At 41.2% G+C, this 16,879-nt stretch carries 11 protein-coding genes and 1 tRNA gene; 4 read left to right on the top strand and 8 right to left on the bottom strand.

Translation table 11 applies throughout. From position 1 onward, the window contains the following. Positions 1 to 46: 46 nt before the first annotated feature. The 5 genes from dppA to glyQ all read right to left on the bottom strand — a co-directional run bounded on the left by dppA (position 47) and on the right by glyQ (position 7,642). Positions 47 to 1,654, bottom strand: coding sequence for a dipeptide ABC transporter periplasmic-binding protein DppA (dppA, locus tag PR699_RS13190; RefSeq protein ID WP_272577847.1), 1,608 nt, complete (start codon positions 1,652 to 1,654; stop codon positions 47 to 49). 849 nt (positions 1,655 to 2,503) lie between these two features. Continuing rightward, entirely contained in the window at positions 2,504 to 4,084 is a 1,581-nt protein-coding gene (locus PR699_RS13185) for a ShlB/FhaC/HecB family hemolysin secretion/activation protein (RefSeq protein WP_014656986.1), read from the bottom strand. A 281-nt stretch (positions 4,085 to 4,365) separates the two neighbouring features. After that, positions 4,366 to 4,442, bottom strand: a tRNA-Pro gene (locus PR699_RS13180). A 212-nt stretch (positions 4,443 to 4,654) separates the two neighbouring features. Then, complete coding sequence (gene glyS, locus PR699_RS13175) at positions 4,655 to 6,724, bottom strand: glycine--tRNA ligase subunit beta (protein ID WP_004923731.1); 2,070 nt, start codon at positions 6,722 to 6,724, stop codon at positions 4,655 to 4,657. A gap of 9 nt (positions 6,725 to 6,733) precedes the next feature. Then, positions 6,734 to 7,642 carry a glycine--tRNA ligase subunit alpha gene (gene glyQ / locus PR699_RS13170; RefSeq protein WP_004923728.1) on the bottom strand — a complete coding sequence of 303 codons (909 nt, stop codon included), beginning with the start codon at positions 7,640 to 7,642 and terminating at the stop codon, positions 6,734 to 6,736. Positions 7,643 to 7,835: 193 nt separating this feature from the next. Between glyQ and PR699_RS13165 the strand changes: the two genes are divergently transcribed. Further along, the gene (locus PR699_RS13165; protein ID WP_014656987.1) at positions 7,836 to 8,399 is read left to right on the top strand and encodes a DNA-3-methyladenine glycosylase I; all 564 of its coding nucleotides are present in this window, start codon (positions 7,836 to 7,838) and stop codon (positions 8,397 to 8,399) included. Positions 8,400 to 8,605: 206 nt separating this feature from the next. Next, a complete protein-coding gene (locus PR699_RS13160) occupies positions 8,606 to 9,862 on the top strand; it encodes a valine--pyruvate transaminase (RefSeq protein ID WP_014656988.1) in 1,257 nt (418 codons plus the stop codon). A 281-nt stretch (positions 9,863 to 10,143) separates the two neighbouring features. On the opposite strand, the gene PR699_RS13155 is transcribed toward PR699_RS13160, so the two are convergent. Continuing rightward, entirely contained in the window at positions 10,144 to 11,802 is a 1,659-nt protein-coding gene (locus PR699_RS13155) for a putative transporter (protein WP_004923717.1), read from the bottom strand. A gap of 356 nt (positions 11,803 to 12,158) precedes the next feature. Between PR699_RS13155 and PR699_RS13150 the strand changes: the two genes are divergently transcribed. Further along, positions 12,159 to 12,509 carry a YceK/YidQ family lipoprotein gene (locus tag PR699_RS13150; protein WP_101495261.1) on the top strand — a complete coding sequence of 117 codons (351 nt, stop codon included), beginning with the start codon at positions 12,159 to 12,161 and terminating at the stop codon, positions 12,507 to 12,509. 263 nt (positions 12,510 to 12,772) lie between these two features. Here the strand turns inward: PR699_RS13150 and PR699_RS13145 are convergent, their stop codons facing one another. After that, positions 12,773 to 14,101, bottom strand: coding sequence for a DUF3748 domain-containing protein (locus tag PR699_RS13145; protein ID WP_041705106.1), 1,329 nt, complete (start codon positions 14,099 to 14,101; stop codon positions 12,773 to 12,775). Positions 14,102 to 14,227: 126 nt separating this feature from the next. Between PR699_RS13145 and PR699_RS13140 the strand changes: the two genes are divergently transcribed. Beyond that, entirely contained in the window at positions 14,228 to 14,842 is a 615-nt protein-coding gene (locus PR699_RS13140) for a trimeric intracellular cation channel family protein (protein WP_014656991.1), read from the top strand. 20 nt (positions 14,843 to 14,862) lie between these two features. Here the strand turns inward: PR699_RS13140 and ligB are convergent, their stop codons facing one another. After that, positions 14,863 to 16,575 (bottom strand): NAD-dependent DNA ligase LigB, encoded by a 1,713-nt coding sequence (gene ligB, locus PR699_RS13135; RefSeq protein ID WP_249890631.1) that lies wholly within the window; start codon positions 16,573 to 16,575, stop codon positions 14,863 to 14,865. Positions 16,576 to 16,879: the final 304 nt, after the last annotated feature.

Raw genomic sequence — 16,879 nt, 5'->3', positions numbered from 1 at the left:
TTCGCTATCAAAAAGATGGCGAAGGGCTGATACAAATTAACAACGATTATTTTTCAATATCGACGTTTTCAAAGTGGTGTTTGCCGAGAGGGTCGACAACATAGCCCTTCACTTCTTTACGGACTGGTTCATATACCGTTGAGTGAGCAATGATCAGGGCTGGTGCTTGTTCATTCATAACAACCTGTGCTTGCTTGTAGAGATCAATACGTTTGTTATGATCTGCTGTCATACGAGCAGGCTGGATCAAGTCTTCAAAGCCTTGATAACACCATTTCGAATAGTTAGAGCCTTGCTCTTTCGCCGCACAGCTAAACAGTGTCGCGAAGAAGTTATCAGGGTCACCATTATCACCGGTCCAACCCATCATTACCGTTTGCGGTTCACCATCTTTAGCACGCTTCAGATATTCGCCCCACTCATAGCTCACTACTTTCGATTTAACACCAATTTTTGCCCAGTCAGCTTGGATCATCTCAGCCATACGGCGCGCATTTGGGTTATATGGACGTTGGACTGGCATTGCCCATAAATCGATTTCGAAACCATTCGGGAACCCGGCCTCAGCCAATAACGCTTTTGCTTTTTCAGGATTATATTCATAATCCTTCACATCATCGTTATAGCCCCACATCGTTGGTGGAATTAAGTTTTTCGCTTTCTGTCCTGCACCTTGATAAACGGCATCGATGATAGCGTCTTTATTCACGGCCATAGATAGCGCTTGGCGCACTTTCTGGTTATCTAGTGGTTTTTTCTCAACGTTGAAAGAGAGATAACCGACGTTCAAGCCAGGTTGCTCCATCAATGTAATATTTTTATCTTGCTTCATGCGTTCCAAGTCTGCCGGATTTGGGTATGGCATAACTTGACACTCATTTTTTTGCAGCTTGGCATAACGGACAGACGCATCAGGTGTAATCGAAAAAACTAAACGATCAATTTTAGGTTTATTACCCCAATACTCTTTGTTGGCTTTATAAAGAATACGTGAATCTTTTTGGTACTGCTGTAGCTCAAATGGGCCTGTTCCAATAGGGTTCAAATCCACTTTTTGCGGTGTGCCCGCTGCTAACATTTTGTCAGCATATTCAGCAGAAAGAATGGAAGCAAAGTCCATTGCCATATCAGCTAAAAAAGGTGACTCTGGGCGAGAGAGTGTGAAACGTACGGTGTAATCATCAACTTTTTCAACTTTATCGATGATTTTATCCATATCCATGCCCATAAAGTACTCATAGCTACCGCCGGAGACTTTGTGGTATGGGTGATTCGCATCTTTCTGACGCATGAAGGTATAAATGACATCATCCGCATTAAAGTCGCGGCTTGGCTTAAATTCTTTATTTGAATGCCATTTTACGCCTTTACGTAAGTGGAAAGTATAAACTTTGCCATCATCGCTTACTTCCCAACTTTCCGCTAAACCTGGCTCTATGTCTGTAGTACCAAGTTTGAACTCAACTAAACGGTTATAGAGTGGAATTGAGCTAGCATCGTAAGTCGTACCGGAAGTAAATAGCTGAGGGTTAAAGCCCTCTGGAGAGCCTTCTGAACAGTAGACTAATGTTTTCGCTTGCACAGAAGCAGAAACTGCAAGTGCTGCAAGTGTTAGCCCAATGGTTAAACCTGTCTTTTTGATTGAGAGCGTCATCTGTATGCTCCTGTGGTGTTCATGTGTTATTTGCTTGATGCCCAAACCCATCCTTGAAATGACAGATAGGGGATCTGTATTTTTTTGTTATTCACTGTGCAATTAATCAACTGTCATCCACTTCGTCAATAGTATCTCTCTTTAAACAGACAACTATCTTATAACATTTTAGAAACATATTAAGAGTGTTCTTAGGTCTTTGTATGGTTATTTAAGTCATATGGCAGACATAATAACCATAAAAATACTACAGGATAGTGTTTTATCTCTGGGTGATTTATTTTTATATTTGTGATTAAGTGCTGAATTACTGAACGAAAATAGTGCAACACCTAAGAGAGTGCGGCATAAAGTTCTGGTGTGTTTAAAACAAATAATTACTTTAGGTTGTTATTATTTTGCTTGTTTTTTATTCATATAAAAAAGTACGGTTCATTAAATTTTAACAATTTATTGATTAGTTAATAACTTCAATAATCGCACGATCTACTTGATTTCATTCTCTCTACGGACCTTCACTATATGACTCTGCTCTCATTCAATGACTCGCCTTTTCCAAAATAAATAATTTACTTTAATATCAATCCATTATAACTATTCACGCCGGAATATCGCTAATCTCATCCCCTTTACTCGCTATATTAATTGCTTTATAAGTATTCCAATGCCTGCACAACAATGCTCAGAGATACCTAAATAGCCGTTATTTGGGGGCTTTATGAGTACAATATAACGGTTTCCTTGAACTCGCTGCTGTGTAACCCTACTTCAACCAGACTTCTGCTTACCTATTTATGTTTGGGCATAAACCATATTCATAGCCAATGAAACTGCGACCAAATAAACTGGCTAATAATCAATACTCACTTTCGCCCCAACATTCACCGCGTTCGTTGCTAATTTCGCCGACTGCCAAAGAGGAGCCTCGATAAAGAGTTGGTAGTTCAAGCGATCAATCTGCCCTCTCACACCAATTTCTGTACCGAATAACCTGTTGTCTCGCCAAATATGTGCGCTTTGCGAAGATGTCGAGGCGAAATCCAATGCACCATATAGCTCATAACCCCGCCATGGGGTAAACCACCCCCACTCATTTTTAAGTTTCAACGTGTTATCTCCCAAATTCTCCGTTAATACGCTATTTGAGAACCCCCTAATCCCAAATTTCCCAGTAGGACTATTTAGCTCAAGCTGCGGATCTAGTGGCGAGCGACTTAATTGCATTTCAAGCTCATGTCGGTGATACATCGATTGGTTGGCTAAATAAAATTGCCGTTGAAAATCTACCGAAAATAGATATATGCCGGCTCGCTCTAACCCTGTCACTTGGCGCCTTGTGGAACCGAACCAATCCGTATCTTGTTTATAACTCAATGAAAATGTCACATTACCTTGTGCAAAATGACGCTGATGCTTTACCCCAAGTAAGAGATAACTCGTGAAGCGTTGTTGGGTTTTCAAACGATATCGCTCTAAAAAGAGATCTAATGTTTGAATTTGAGTCCCCATACTTATCGACGTTGAGTGATATAAGGCTCGATGAAGAACATACTCAGCTTGTAGCGACAGTAATCGGCTTCTCACATCATTTCTAACTTTAATGCTATCAATTAATTGGAAGTTTTGATGAATGCTGTTCTCTTGATAGCCCGCATATAAACTCAATAACCAATAATGGTAAGGAACTGAATACAAAATGGAGACCGATTTCAATTTCTTTTCAGGCTCTTTTCCAATATCACTATCTAAATTTAGAAAAAAGAAATCATTCAGTGCTAATGGATTAGCTAACATAATCAGATTGCTGACAACATGGGTAGGAAATTGCGGTGATTGTTTCGACGCTAAAAGTAGTTTTCCTTTAAAAGCTCTTGCTGCATTACGTTGGATCACTAAACGGTTCATATTGTTCTGTTCGTGATCGGAAACAATATGAATTTGATGTGGGATCAACTGGGTATTGCGTAAATTAGCCAGACCTTGATTTATAGCGTGGATATCTACGACTTGCCCTTTGCGTAATGGAAAAGCGTACGCTAATGATTGGCTAGCACTATCTTGATACTCAATACTGCCGAGCTTCCCCGCGACTAATTCAACCTGCAACACACCAAATAACAGAGTTTGCTCTGGGTAGTGAATAGACGATGTGATATATCCTACCTCAGCCAACTGTGCGTTAAGAAAGTCTGCATAGCGCAATAGCCCTTCCTCACTAACACATCTCCCTTCAACGCCCTGTTTCCATTTATTGATATCACTCGAGGTAATTAACGGAAATAGTGCCAATGTTGAGAAATGAACTTGGTGAATCGCAATACAGGGCGTTGATGGTGATTTCACCGCAAAATCAAGCTGCCTATTGGCATAACAAGGCAGATAGTTGAACAGTAAAAATAACAAAATAAACAGTGTTGGTGCTGTTTTCATTAACAGGTTCCTTGTTATGAAAAATCCATTGATAGGTAATAAACAACTCGCGACTACATCATGCTTTTCATTACACTCAAGAAAACAACGTTAATGAACATAACAACAGATTATGACGAGAAAGGACAACAAAGTTACTCTGAAAGCGCATGTTGGTAAGTTAGACAAAAACCATGCCACCAGAATCAGTATTTGGATGATGAGAAAAATTACTGTGTGAAATGTTTACTGACGTGCAAATGCAAAAAACCCCACCTCATATGAGGTGGGGTTCTGGAATCTGGTCGGCGAGAGAGGATTCGAACCTCCGACCCACTGGTCCCAAACCAGTTGCGCTACCAAGCTGCGCTACTCGCCGAAAACGGTGTGAATCATACTGTTGAGCGCCCTTCCCGTCAACCCATTTTTCACTAAATTTGTTTGTATGCTGATAAAACCATCAACTTGATAGGGTTTTTTAACTAATCGTCCCTATAAGACAACATTAAGCCCTTGCAAGATCTTATCCTGCAAGGGCTTATAAAGATTAATAAATGATATTTTTAGTCAATACCATCACTTGTTCACGATTTATTGTAGCAATGAGATATCTGCAACTTTCAAGAACAAATCACGTAATTGGCTAAGCAGAGTTAGACGGTTAATACGTACCGCTTCATCTTCATCCATAACCATAACATCAGCAAAAAATGCATCCACAACTTCACGTAAAGAAGCCAACTCAACTAAGGCATCTTGATAATTACGCTCAGCAAACATTGGCTCTAGTTTTTCTTGTAATACAACAAGGTGTGTAGCCAACTTCACTTCTTGTGGTGCTTTTAGCACAGATGCGAGAACTTTATCAGCCAGTTTCTCATTAGATTTACTCAAGATGTTCGAAACACGCTTATTGGCTGCCGCTAAAGCTTCTGCATCTTCCAATGTACGGAAGTGAGTCACAGCCTTCACACGTGCATCAAAATCGGCTGGTGACGTTGGACGGCGCGCTAACACCGCTTGAATCGTATCAATACTATAGCCAAGCTCTTGATACCAAGAACGGAAGCGGCCAAGCATAAATTCAACAACATCATTCACTACATTTTTGTTAGTGAGTTTATCACCGTAAAGGCGGACGGCTTCTTCTGTCATTTCAACGAGATCAAGCTGATAGCCTTTTTCAACAATAATGCGTAACACGCCTAATGCAGCTCGACGCAGTGCAAATGGGTCTTTATCACCTTTCGGATGCTGACCGATGCCGAAAATACCGGCTAAGGTGTCCATTTTCTCGGCTAAGGCAAGTGCCGCTGAAACATCAGTAGACGGCAACGCATCCCCTGCAAAACGAGGTTGATACTGCTCTTTCAGTGCTAATGCAACATCTTCTGATTCACCGTCATGGCGTGCGTAGTGCATCCCCATCACGCCTTGAGTGTCTGTAAATTCAAACACCATATTGGTCATCAGGTCACATTTTGCCAACAAACCCGCGCGAGTCGCATGATTAACATCTGCACCAATCTTCGCTGCAACCCAACCTGATAAGGCTTCTAAACGGTCAGTCTTATCACGCAATGTGCCAAGCTGTTGTTGAAACAGAACGGTTTCCAAACGTGGTAAATTATCTTCAAGACGTTGTTTACGGTCAGTTTTAAAGAAAAACTCCGCATCCGCCAAACGAGGACGTACCACTTTTTCATTACCGGAGATAATTTGTTGTGGGTCTGAAGATTCAATATTCGCCACAAAAATGAAATTTGGCATCAGGTTGCCAGCATTGTCATAAACAGGGAAATATTTCTGATCCCCTTTCATGGTATAAACCAATGCTTCCGCAGGTACTTCTAAGAACTTCTCTTCAAATTTTGCAGTTAATACGACAGGCCATTCAACTAATGAAGCAACTTCTTCTAGTAAGCTGTCGGTTAAATCCGCTTTCCCACCAAGGGCGAGCGCGGCTTTTTCAGCATCAGCTTTGATGACGGCTTTACGTTCTTCATAGTCAGCAATGACTTTGCCGCGTTCACGTAAGATCGCCGGATATTGGTCTGCATGATCAATCGTAAACTCTGATTCACCCATAAAACGGTGACCACGGATTGTACGACCGCTCTTAATGCCTAGCACTTCACCGTCAACAACATCGCTACCCAATAATAAGGTTACGGTGTGGACAGGGCGCACAAAATGCGTCTCTTTATCGCCCCAACGCATGAGTTTTGGAATGGGTAACTTAGCCAGAGAACGGCTTACCATATCGACCAACAATTCACTAACTGCTACGCCTTTTACTTGAGCGCGATAAAGTAACCATTCACCTTTATCCGTTTTTAAACGCTCGGCTTGGTCAACGGAAATACCGCAACCACGAGCCCACCCTTCAGCAGCTTTGGTTGGTTGACCGTCAGCGCCAAAAGCAGCAGAAATCGCAGGGCCACGTTTTTCAACTTCACGGTCAGGTGATGAGTCTGCAAGAGCAGCGACTTTTAAGGCCAAACGGCGAGGTGCTGCAAACCAGCTAACTTCACCGTGTGCAATATCCGCGCTATCCAATTCAGCCGTAAAGTTTGCCGCAAATGATTCAGCTAATGAACGAAGAGCCTTCGGCGGTAACTCTTCTGTGCCGATTTCCACTAGGAAAGTCTGTTGAGTCATGACAGCCTCTTAATTCTTGTGACACATAGGGAATCCGAGCGCCTCACGGGAAGCATAATAAGCTTCGGCAACCCCTTTAGTTAGGGTACGGATACGTAGAATATAACGCTGGCGTTCTGTCACTGAGATTGCTTTACGAGCATCCAGTAAGTTAAATGTATGAGCCGCTTTCAAAATGCGCTCATAAGCCGGTAGCGGCAGTGGTGTTTCTAGTGACAGTAAATATTGAGCTTCTTTCTCATACTCTTCAAAGCATTTGAAAAGAAAATCGACATTAGCATATTCAAAGTTATAGGTTGACTGCTCAACTTCATTTTGATGATAAATATCACCATAGGTCGTTTTACCGAGTGGGCCATCGCACCAAACAAGGTCATAAACGCTATCAACACCTTGAATATACATAGCAAGGCGTTCAAGACCGTAGGTAATTTCACCCGTTACAGGCTTGCATTCCAGCCCGCCAACTTGTTGGAAGTAAGTAAACTGAGTGACTTCCATGCCATTTAGCCACACTTCCCAGCCTAGACCCCAAGCGCCTAGTGTTGGGTTTTCCCAGTTATCCTCAACAAAACGGATATCATGAACGGTGGGATCAATTCCCAATTCCTTCAATGAGCCGAGGTAAAGTTCTTGAATATTGTCAGGTGATGGCTTAATGATCACTTGAAACTGATAGTAATGTTGAAGGCGGTTTGGGTTTTCACCGTAACGGCCATCAGTAGGACGACGAGAAGGCTGAACATAAGCCGCCGCAATTGGCTCAGGCCCTAACGCACGCAAGCACGTCATTGGATGAGATGTTCCTGCGCCGACTTCCATGTCCAGTGGTTGAACAATGGTGCAGCCTTGGCGCGCCCAGTAATCCTGCAATGTCAGGATAAGACCTTGGAAGGTTTTGGTATCAAACTTTTGCATGTTAGATCCGCACGCGATACATATGATTTAATGAAAGTACGTCAGTATACCCTTTGACCGCCAGATATACAGCATTGAATCTACGTCTATTTGCCCTATAAATAAAAAAACTTTATTTTGTCTCTTTTAAACTGGACATTTATACAGTATAAATAGGGCATATAAGCCTTGGCCCCCCTTGAAAGGAGACAAAATGAATTCATCGCCAATTCGTTGCCATTGGGTAAATCAAGACCCAGAATATATCGCCTACCATGATAATGAATGGGGAAAGCCAACAAAGGATAACCAACAGCTATTTGAGATGATCTGCTTAGAAGGTCAACAAGCTGGGCTTTCTTGGTACACCATTTTAAAAAAACGCCAAGATTATCGCATACTGTTCCATCAGTTTAATCCTGCAAAAATTGCCATGATGAGTGAACAAGATGTTGACAGCTTAATGCAGGATCCTCGTATCATTCGGAACCGCGCTAAAATTAACGCGATTATTGCTAATGCAAAGGCTTATTTAAAAATGGCTGAAAACGGCGAGGATTTCTCAACATTTTTATGGCAATTTGTGGGTGGCAAACCTATCGTCAACCAGTGGCAGTCTCACACTCAAGTTCCCACAGAGACAGAGCTTTCAAAACGTTTATCCAAAGCACTTAAAAAACGTGGATTTAAGTTTATTGGTTCCATTACTTGTTATGCTTTTATGCAAGCGACAGGCATGATTAATGACCATTTAAAAGATTGTTGCCAATATAAATAAATCAGAATGAATCGGCATCACCCCCATTATCAAAAGCAACATTCACCATATTTTAACCAATTTTCACAAATATCAGCCCAGAAGTTAATAAAAAAGCAGTATTTTGTATCAATGCTATATTGATTGAAGCTGTTGAACTCTCTTGTCGAGCAGAGTATGTTTTTAAATTCCATTAACAACCTACTTAACATATGTGAATAAATGAGATGATATTTTCTAAATTCGGTAATAAATTCGCACAAAATTCAGGTATATCAACATTAATGAAAGACTTGAATGATGGCTTGAGAACTCCCGGTGCAATTATGCTAGGTGGTGGGAACCCTGCTCATATCCCTGAGATGGATGCCTATTTCCAAACACTATTAGCAGAAATGTGCGCCAACGGTAAATTAACGGATACTTTGTGTAACTATGACGGCCCACAAGGTAAAGATGCCATGTTGAAAGCGCTAGCAGCAACCCTAAAAGCAAAACTAGGCTGGAATATTAGCGCCAAAAATATTGCCCTATCCAATGGCAGCCAAAGCGCGTTTTTCTACCTATTTAACTTGCTTGCTGGTCGTTTTGAAGATGGCATCACTCGTAAGGTTCTATTCCCACTAGCCCCCGAATATGTTGGCTATGCCGATTCAGGGCTAGATGACGATCTATTTGTGGCAAATAAGCCACAAATTGAATATTTACCGAATGGTCAATTTAAATATCACGTTGATTTTAATACATTAGAAGTAACTGATGATATTGGTGTTATCTGTGTTTCACGCCCAACAAACCCTACCGGTAACGTGATAACCGATGAGGAAGTGGAGCACCTTGATAAACTGGCAAAGCAACACAACATTCCATTACTCATTGATAACGCTTATGGAGTTCCTTTCCCTGGCATTATTTTTAGTGAAGCGACGCCATTTTGGAATGAGAATGTCATTCTGTGTATGAGCTTGTCTAAGCTAGGGTTACCCGGTACTCGTTGCGGTATTATCATCGCGAATGAAGAGATCATTGAAGCGGTGAGTAACATGAACGGCATTATTAGCCTTGCACCGGGTAGTGTTGGTCCTGCATTAGCGTTGGAAATGTTGCAGCGGGATGATCTGATTTCTTTATCAAAAAATGTTATTGGCCCCTTCTATAAACAACGTGTAGAAGAGGTTATCCGCATTATCCGTCGCTATATTCCTGAAAATAAATGTCTGATCCATAAGCCTGAAGGTGCTATTTTCTTATGGTTATGGTTCAAAGATTTGCCGATTAATAGCTTAGAACTCTATCAACGACTAAAAAAACGCGGTGTTTTAATGGTTCCGGGACATTACTTTTTCCCTGGTCTAGAAGAAAACTGGCCACATGCACATCAATGTATGCGTATGAATTATGTGCCAGAGCCAGAAAAAATCGAGAAAGGTATTGCTATCCTTGCTGAAGAATTAGAATTGGCTTATCAAACTGTCGAATGTTAGATGTTCCTGTCGTTAGCCTGTTGTCATCCTTGTATATCAAGGATGACTGGTTAACTAACACGGTTAATAGATACCTGATACCCTAAAAATAAAAAAAAGCCCTTTTATGAATTAAAAGGGCTAAAAATTAGCGAGAACTCCGTAATCAAATATTACATTACGAATATCATTCAACTGTATTAAACCATCTTTTTAGATTATTCATCGTTTGAATAAACACCATTTTTACCTCTATATATCTAAATACCCTTCTCGCCCATCATCACTTTTAGCAACTATCGTCACAATGTCCAAAATAAAATCGCCAATAGCTGCGGTGAAATAATGCGTAAAAACATCGCTAAAGGATAGACGGTTGCATAAGAGAGAGCCGGTGCCCCACTGGTTGAATGAATATTGTTAGCAAATGCCAGTGCTGGTGGATCTGTCATTGAACCTGCCAACACACCACACAGGCTGAGGTAATTCATCTTGCCGAAGATCCGAGCGATAAGACCAGTAATAAATAACGGAACAAAGGTGATTAATAAACCGTAGCCGATCCAAGTTAGCCCATCACCTTTAACTAAGGTATCAATAAAACCACCGCCTGAATTTAAACCGACCACAGCAAGGAACATCACAATACCGAGCTCCCGTAATGCAAGGTTAGCACTAGGCGGCATAAACCAATATAAACGCCCTATGGTGCCTATACGCCCTAAAATCAGTGCGATGACCAATGGTCCACCTGCCAGCCCAAGTTTTAATGCTGCGGGGAAACCCGGAATAAAAAGAGGTATCGACCCCAACACAACACCAAGACCTATACCAATAAACACAGGTAGCATTTGTACTTGCTGTAGTTTTTGTTTGGCGTTGCCAAGCAATGCGCTAACGGCTTCAATAGACTCAGGCCTTCCCACAATATTGAGAATATCACCGAATTGCAGTACTGAATTATTATTCGCCACAAGCTCAATCCCTGCTCGATTTAGTCGAGTGACCACCACGTCATATTTCTGTTTTAAGTTCAGATCACGTAGACGTTTACTCAATACTGAATCATTTGTTACTACTACACGAACAGAGTGAAGTATTGAGCCAGATGTCGATAATGATGCATCCACCTCCTCACCAAGAATTAAACGGACTTTATTAAGGTCTTCTTTTTGCCCAACCACATGCAGTAAATCGCCTAATTGAATTTCCGTTGTAGGCTGAGGCACCATAAGCATTTCGCCTCTTTTCAATCTTGAGCAAACAATATCCTCACTTCCTAATAAAGGAATATCTTGCATCATCAAGCCATCTAAGTTGGTATTGCGAACCGCAATATTCATCGTTTGCAATGTTTCTCGCTGATGCACATTCTGGCTGCTAAAAGCTGCGGCTTCTTTATCAACACTGATCCTAAAAATGATACGGATCAACCACATTACTAGCAAAATACCACATATGCCCATCGGATAAGCCATGGCATATCCCATTCCCATTTGCCCAACCAGCGCAGGGTCCGAGCCTAAGTCAGTGAGTATTTGCTGGCCTGCACCTAAAGAAGGCGTATTCGTGACCGCACCAGAAAAAATCCCCAAAATAATTGGTAACGGAATATTGGCTAATTTGTAGATAACCGCGGTTACTACAGCACCTAATACAACAACTAATAAAGCAAAGCCATTTAGTTTTAATCCAGAAACACGCAATGATGAGAAGAAACCTGGCCCCACTTGAATACCGATAGTATAAACAAACAGGATCAAGCCAAATTCCTGAATAAAATGCAGCATGTGACCATTGAGTTGTAAACCATAGCTTTGTGCGAAATGGCCGACAATAATACCGCCAAATAATACCCCGCCGATCCCAAGGCCAACATTACGGATTTTCCAATTACCTATCCATAAACCAAGTGCAGCAGCTAACGCCAACAAACTCACAGTAAGAGCTAATTCACTCATAGACCGCTATCCTTTTGACGAAAAGTCACTTACAAAGCGTAACGTGAAAGACGATAAAACGTACAACTGAATCGATTATGTCAAATAAAAACAAAGTAATATGTGCATTAGTCCACAGTTCGTCATTTATGAAAAAGAGATTAGCTCACCGATTGATGCCAATACATATACGTATTAAACATTCAATGATATTAGTTAATATTGGTAACAAAATAGATCATTTGTTTAGACAGTTATCAATTTTTATAATACAAATTCAACAATTCATATTATGCTGTGATTGTGAATTTTTGATTTTTAGCTATTATTGTCACAGGGAAAGATAATAAATTTAAAACATAGGTTAAATGGACTATATGGCTGGACTATTGCTAAAAAGAATATTGATATGTTTTACACCATTAATACTTTCAGGTTGTTCAAGCATTATGACTCATGCAGGGCCTTCTGACGGTTATTACCCCGGCTCTAAAAACAGTATCGAAATGATTAAAGATAAAGATACTGGCTGGGTTATGCGCCCGCTATTAGCGATTGATTTACCCTTTACCGCGGTAATGGACACATTGCTTATTCCCTTAGATTATGTGAAATCTGATAGTAACTCTGAAGAGAGTTCACCTAAAAAGCGTATTGAAGCACTCGATAAACAAGCTAATACCCAAATAAATAACCACCCAGACTCTTTAGAGAGCAATCTAGAATAGCGTATTTGTTACAAGTAACATATTCAGTTAATGAGTATTAATTTTATAATTAATTACTCTTTGTTTTACTCTTTATTTGCATACTTTTTTCAATGTTATTCTAATTAACACGATTTAATAATGATTAAATCACCGAATAAATTACTAAGATATAATTAATTAACACTATAAACACTAGCTAATTAATTATATTTCGAGTATTGAGAAGAGGCACTTTCGCCTCTTCTCTCTTACTTTATCTAGGTGGTTACCTAGCATGCGATTTAGCATCCTAAGCCTGTTTCTACAATATGAATTTGCCTATACCCCTTTGTGTCATCACGCATAAAAGCAATCAAACGGTCATCAGGTGAAAACACAACGGCGTCCGCAACGGGAGCGGTTGCACTTCGCACCGTCAATCTTTCTAATTCACCTGAAATCACATTGCAACGCATCACGCTGTTATCACAAATAAAGGCAATATGCTTGCCCTGACTATCCCAACTAAAGGCAGATTGGATAGATGAGGAACACTGTGTAATTTGCTTAAGGCTTCCTGTCGATGTACTGGCTAACCATAACTGAACAACGCCATTATCATCCTTCATTAAACAGGCAATAAAACGGCCATCAGGCGATGAACGTAACCAGTGCCTTGGTTGTTTCGCCAGCCCTGGATATTGCCGCTCATGGGTAAATGTCAACCTACGTTGTTGAATATTTTTAGGGGGAAAAGGTAGCCGAGAATCCGTGCCTTGCAGCGGGAAATCACCTTGTTGCATAAAGGCATTCTCATCCTCGGGCAGGTCAACGATGAAGATTTCAGGAATAATTTCACCATCAAGCGAGTGAGTATCACCAATAAACGCGATTGCCCTGCTTTGCCACTGCCCATTATCTGATAAATACCCTTTTTGCCCAATCCAACCTTCTTCGTAGGCTCGGCTGATTTGATGACTGCCAAGAATCGGCTCTGGGGTTGTGTGAGAAATAACACAGCAGAAATATTCCCCGCTATACTCACGTTGATGACCTTTCGGCTCCACATTGACTGCTTTGATAGGAACAGCGATAGCAACATTACGTTGATCTAACCGAATATCTCTTTCATGCATAACATGGTCGTTATAAGTAAAACTTAACCACTTACCATCGGGACTAAAGACATGAACATGTGTTCCCCCTCTTAATGCTCCTGCAAGATAAGGTGGAGTAATACACATGGCATCAATTGAATGCGCTTCTCCTAATTTATCATCTCTAACGTATACGCCTCTGCGATGATGAAAATCGTATTGCCACTGCTCATCAGGAAATTCAGGGCCATGAATAAAGGCATAACGAGGCGGCTCTTCAGCACTTACCGTCACAACACCCACATGCGCACCATGATTAGCGCGATAGATTTCACATGGCATCTGACGCTCAATATGAATTTTTTCTATGGTCAACCCAGTAAATGAACTCGGACTAGGGCGAACATCATAAGCTATCCATTGGCTATCCGCTGTCCAAACATTAATATTTGTAAGTTGATGACTTCGCTTATCGTGCGTTATTTGAGTTTCTTTATAAGGTAATTTGCCGTTCAATCTGTTATCCTTTGACATCTCTTAATATGGGCTATCGGATTACTTTAACTAATCTATTTTGTAAGGCACTAGAAAATCTCAGTCGAGAATTTCTATAAGTAATATTACCCTTTAGCAATCACTTTAGTGTCGAATAGAATCATTATGTTATTAAGTGTTCTTTATATTATTGGTATTACCGCTGAGGCCATGACAGGCGCCCTCGCAGCCGGTCGCCGTAAAATGGATGTTTTCGGCGTTATTATTATTGCCTCAGCGACCGCCATTGGCGGAGGCTCTGTGCGCGATGTCTTACTTGGGCACTATCCATTAGGTTGGGTTCAAAACCCCGAATATATCTTGACAGTCGCCGGTGCCGCTATCGTTACTATTTGGATCGCACCAATGATGAAACATTTACGTCGTTTGTTTCTAATTTTAGATGCGATAGGCCTTATTGTATTCTCAATTCTAGGTGCCCAAATAGCCCTTGATATGAATTATAGCCCAGTGATTGCCGCGATTGCTGCTGTAATTACCGGAGTATTTGGCGGTGTCCTTCGTGACATGCTATGTAACACCATCCCCCTCGTTTTCCAAAAAGAAGTTTATGCTGGCGTCTCATTTGCCGCTGCATGGCTGTATATTGGGCTTTTATATACCCCACTACCACAAGACATCGTCGTTATTATTACCCTCATCGCGGGACTAAGCGCACGGCTCATCGCCATACGTTATCGCTTAGGGTTACCCATTTTTAACTACGAAAGCCAAGATTAACAATTTAGGCCATCAAGCGGTTAGATTGATGGCCCGTTTCTTATCTCATCAATAACCTGAAATATCTCTTTGATATCCGGTGTTGAAAGCCATTGATTAAGCTTTGTTTTTTGTATGATAGACAAACCTAACCCCTCTAAAAAAAGCGTATTATTTAATAGGCTTAATTCTGTAATTAATGATAAATGTTTATCTTTTAAAGGGATCCCTAAGCCTTTTAGCCAATTCATGAGTGGTTGCTGCCCCACCAGCCTAAATTGCTCAATGATTTTCTTGGTTTTTTTAGTATTGGGTAGACTGGTTTGCCAACTTGGAGATAACCATGTTGTCAGCTTATTCAGATGGTAATGTTCTGCCCATTCACGCCAAGTAGCTTCACTAATTCCTTTTATCTTCAATTGCTTGCCTAGCCAATTTAAACGAGCAACAAACTGCTGCTCACACTGAGGAGTCATTACAAAACAGCTTAAAGCGTGAAACTGCTTAAACTGAGATAAGTCAGGGTAGGTGCGTTGTTGAAGGCGCCAAATTACCGATTCAAGTTTTGGAATACCATGCCCCGCTAGTGCCACTTGAATAGTATCACCAACCAGCAGATCCTTTTTCTGCCATGATTTCAATGAGCCTAAATAGAGCCGACTCACCTTTTTACTATCTAGTTCAACAGGTTCAATTTCCGCCACCACACTCACAGCCCCCGTTCTCCCCACGCGAAAATGGAGGTCAGTCACTTTTGAGGCGATTCGAGCATAAGGATGCTTCCAAGCTACAGACCAACTGTTGTGATTCACTTGCCATGCCGCTACCCGTGGCGTTGGAAATGACTTAAGTACAATACCGTCTGTCGCAAAAGGCATCGGCTGTTGATAGTAATAGGACTGCCATTTTTTCACTTGTGCCATAGTCGTGACTTTATGGCTATATTGCTGAGTAAGTGGAAACCCTAAATTTGCCAGTTGCCGCCATTGCTCTTCGGCTTTCCCCACTCCCTCTGGCCATGCCCAAATAAAGACATCAATATTGGCCTCAGGGGTTACAGGCTTACTTTTGCGCATTAACCACCCTGCAACTTGATTTCTGGCATTAACCCCACCACTGGCTTGTTGCCTATGATCTTTTAGCCGCCAAAATAGCTCTCCTTGTAATATAAGCTGTGGTTGTGATGTCGGTAGTTGCTTGGGGATAGCTGGAATAAAATCCGCCTTATCACGCCATTCAAGCCCCTCAATACCATTTCCACGACTGATCATTGAAACCAATTTCCCTTGTTGATAAACCAACGAAATGGCAACGCCATCAACCTTCGGTTGTAGCCAGACCTCCTCCCGTGTATCTATCCATTTTCCAATATCCACTTCATTTAATTTTTTTAAGCCCGTATGCACAATAGGATGCTTGACTGTGCGCGAATGAGGTGGCAAATGGATAGGCGGTAATTGCCCAGACAAATTTTGGCACTTTTGCCATTGTTGCCATGTATTCAGCAGTTGATCATATGTTTCATCTGTTACGGGGCTATTCCCCGATAAACGGTATAGACGGTTCCATTGCTGCAATTGCTCACCCAATTTTTGGCTCTCTTTTTTTAACTCATCCTGACTCAATGTTGAGCATTGGTGGGGATAAAAAAGCCGTGTTGCATCGGCTGACACATAGCTACAGTAAAAACTCAGTACCACAAAGACGTATTGAGCAGCCCGCCCTCTTTTTTCCTGAACAAATCCCTTTTGCATAAGCTGTCCTTATTCCTTTAGTTATTCCTTTAGTTATCCCTTCAGATTGCACATCGATCCTGACGCGATAATCCAAAACTATCAGCTTAATTTCGATACTTCTGCAAAACATTTCGCAAAAAGAGTGTACTTTGCATCAATAAAAAAATATTTTCTGGAACGGCTTCGCAATTCATCTATTTCTTAAATAAATTGCGCTGTATACTCTAGATAATTTGAGATGCAATAAGAAATGAATCGCTATCAGCGCACTGCCGTTTGCCGTTCGCGTTAATGAATATCATCAAGAATATGGCAGCTTAAA

This window comes from Providencia sp. PROV268, assembly GCF_028477805.1.
In the GTDB taxonomy this organism is placed as follows: Bacteria; Pseudomonadota; Gammaproteobacteria; order Enterobacterales; family Enterobacteriaceae; genus Providencia; species Providencia stuartii.
This window is presented reverse-complemented; position numbering and strand designations above follow the sequence as displayed.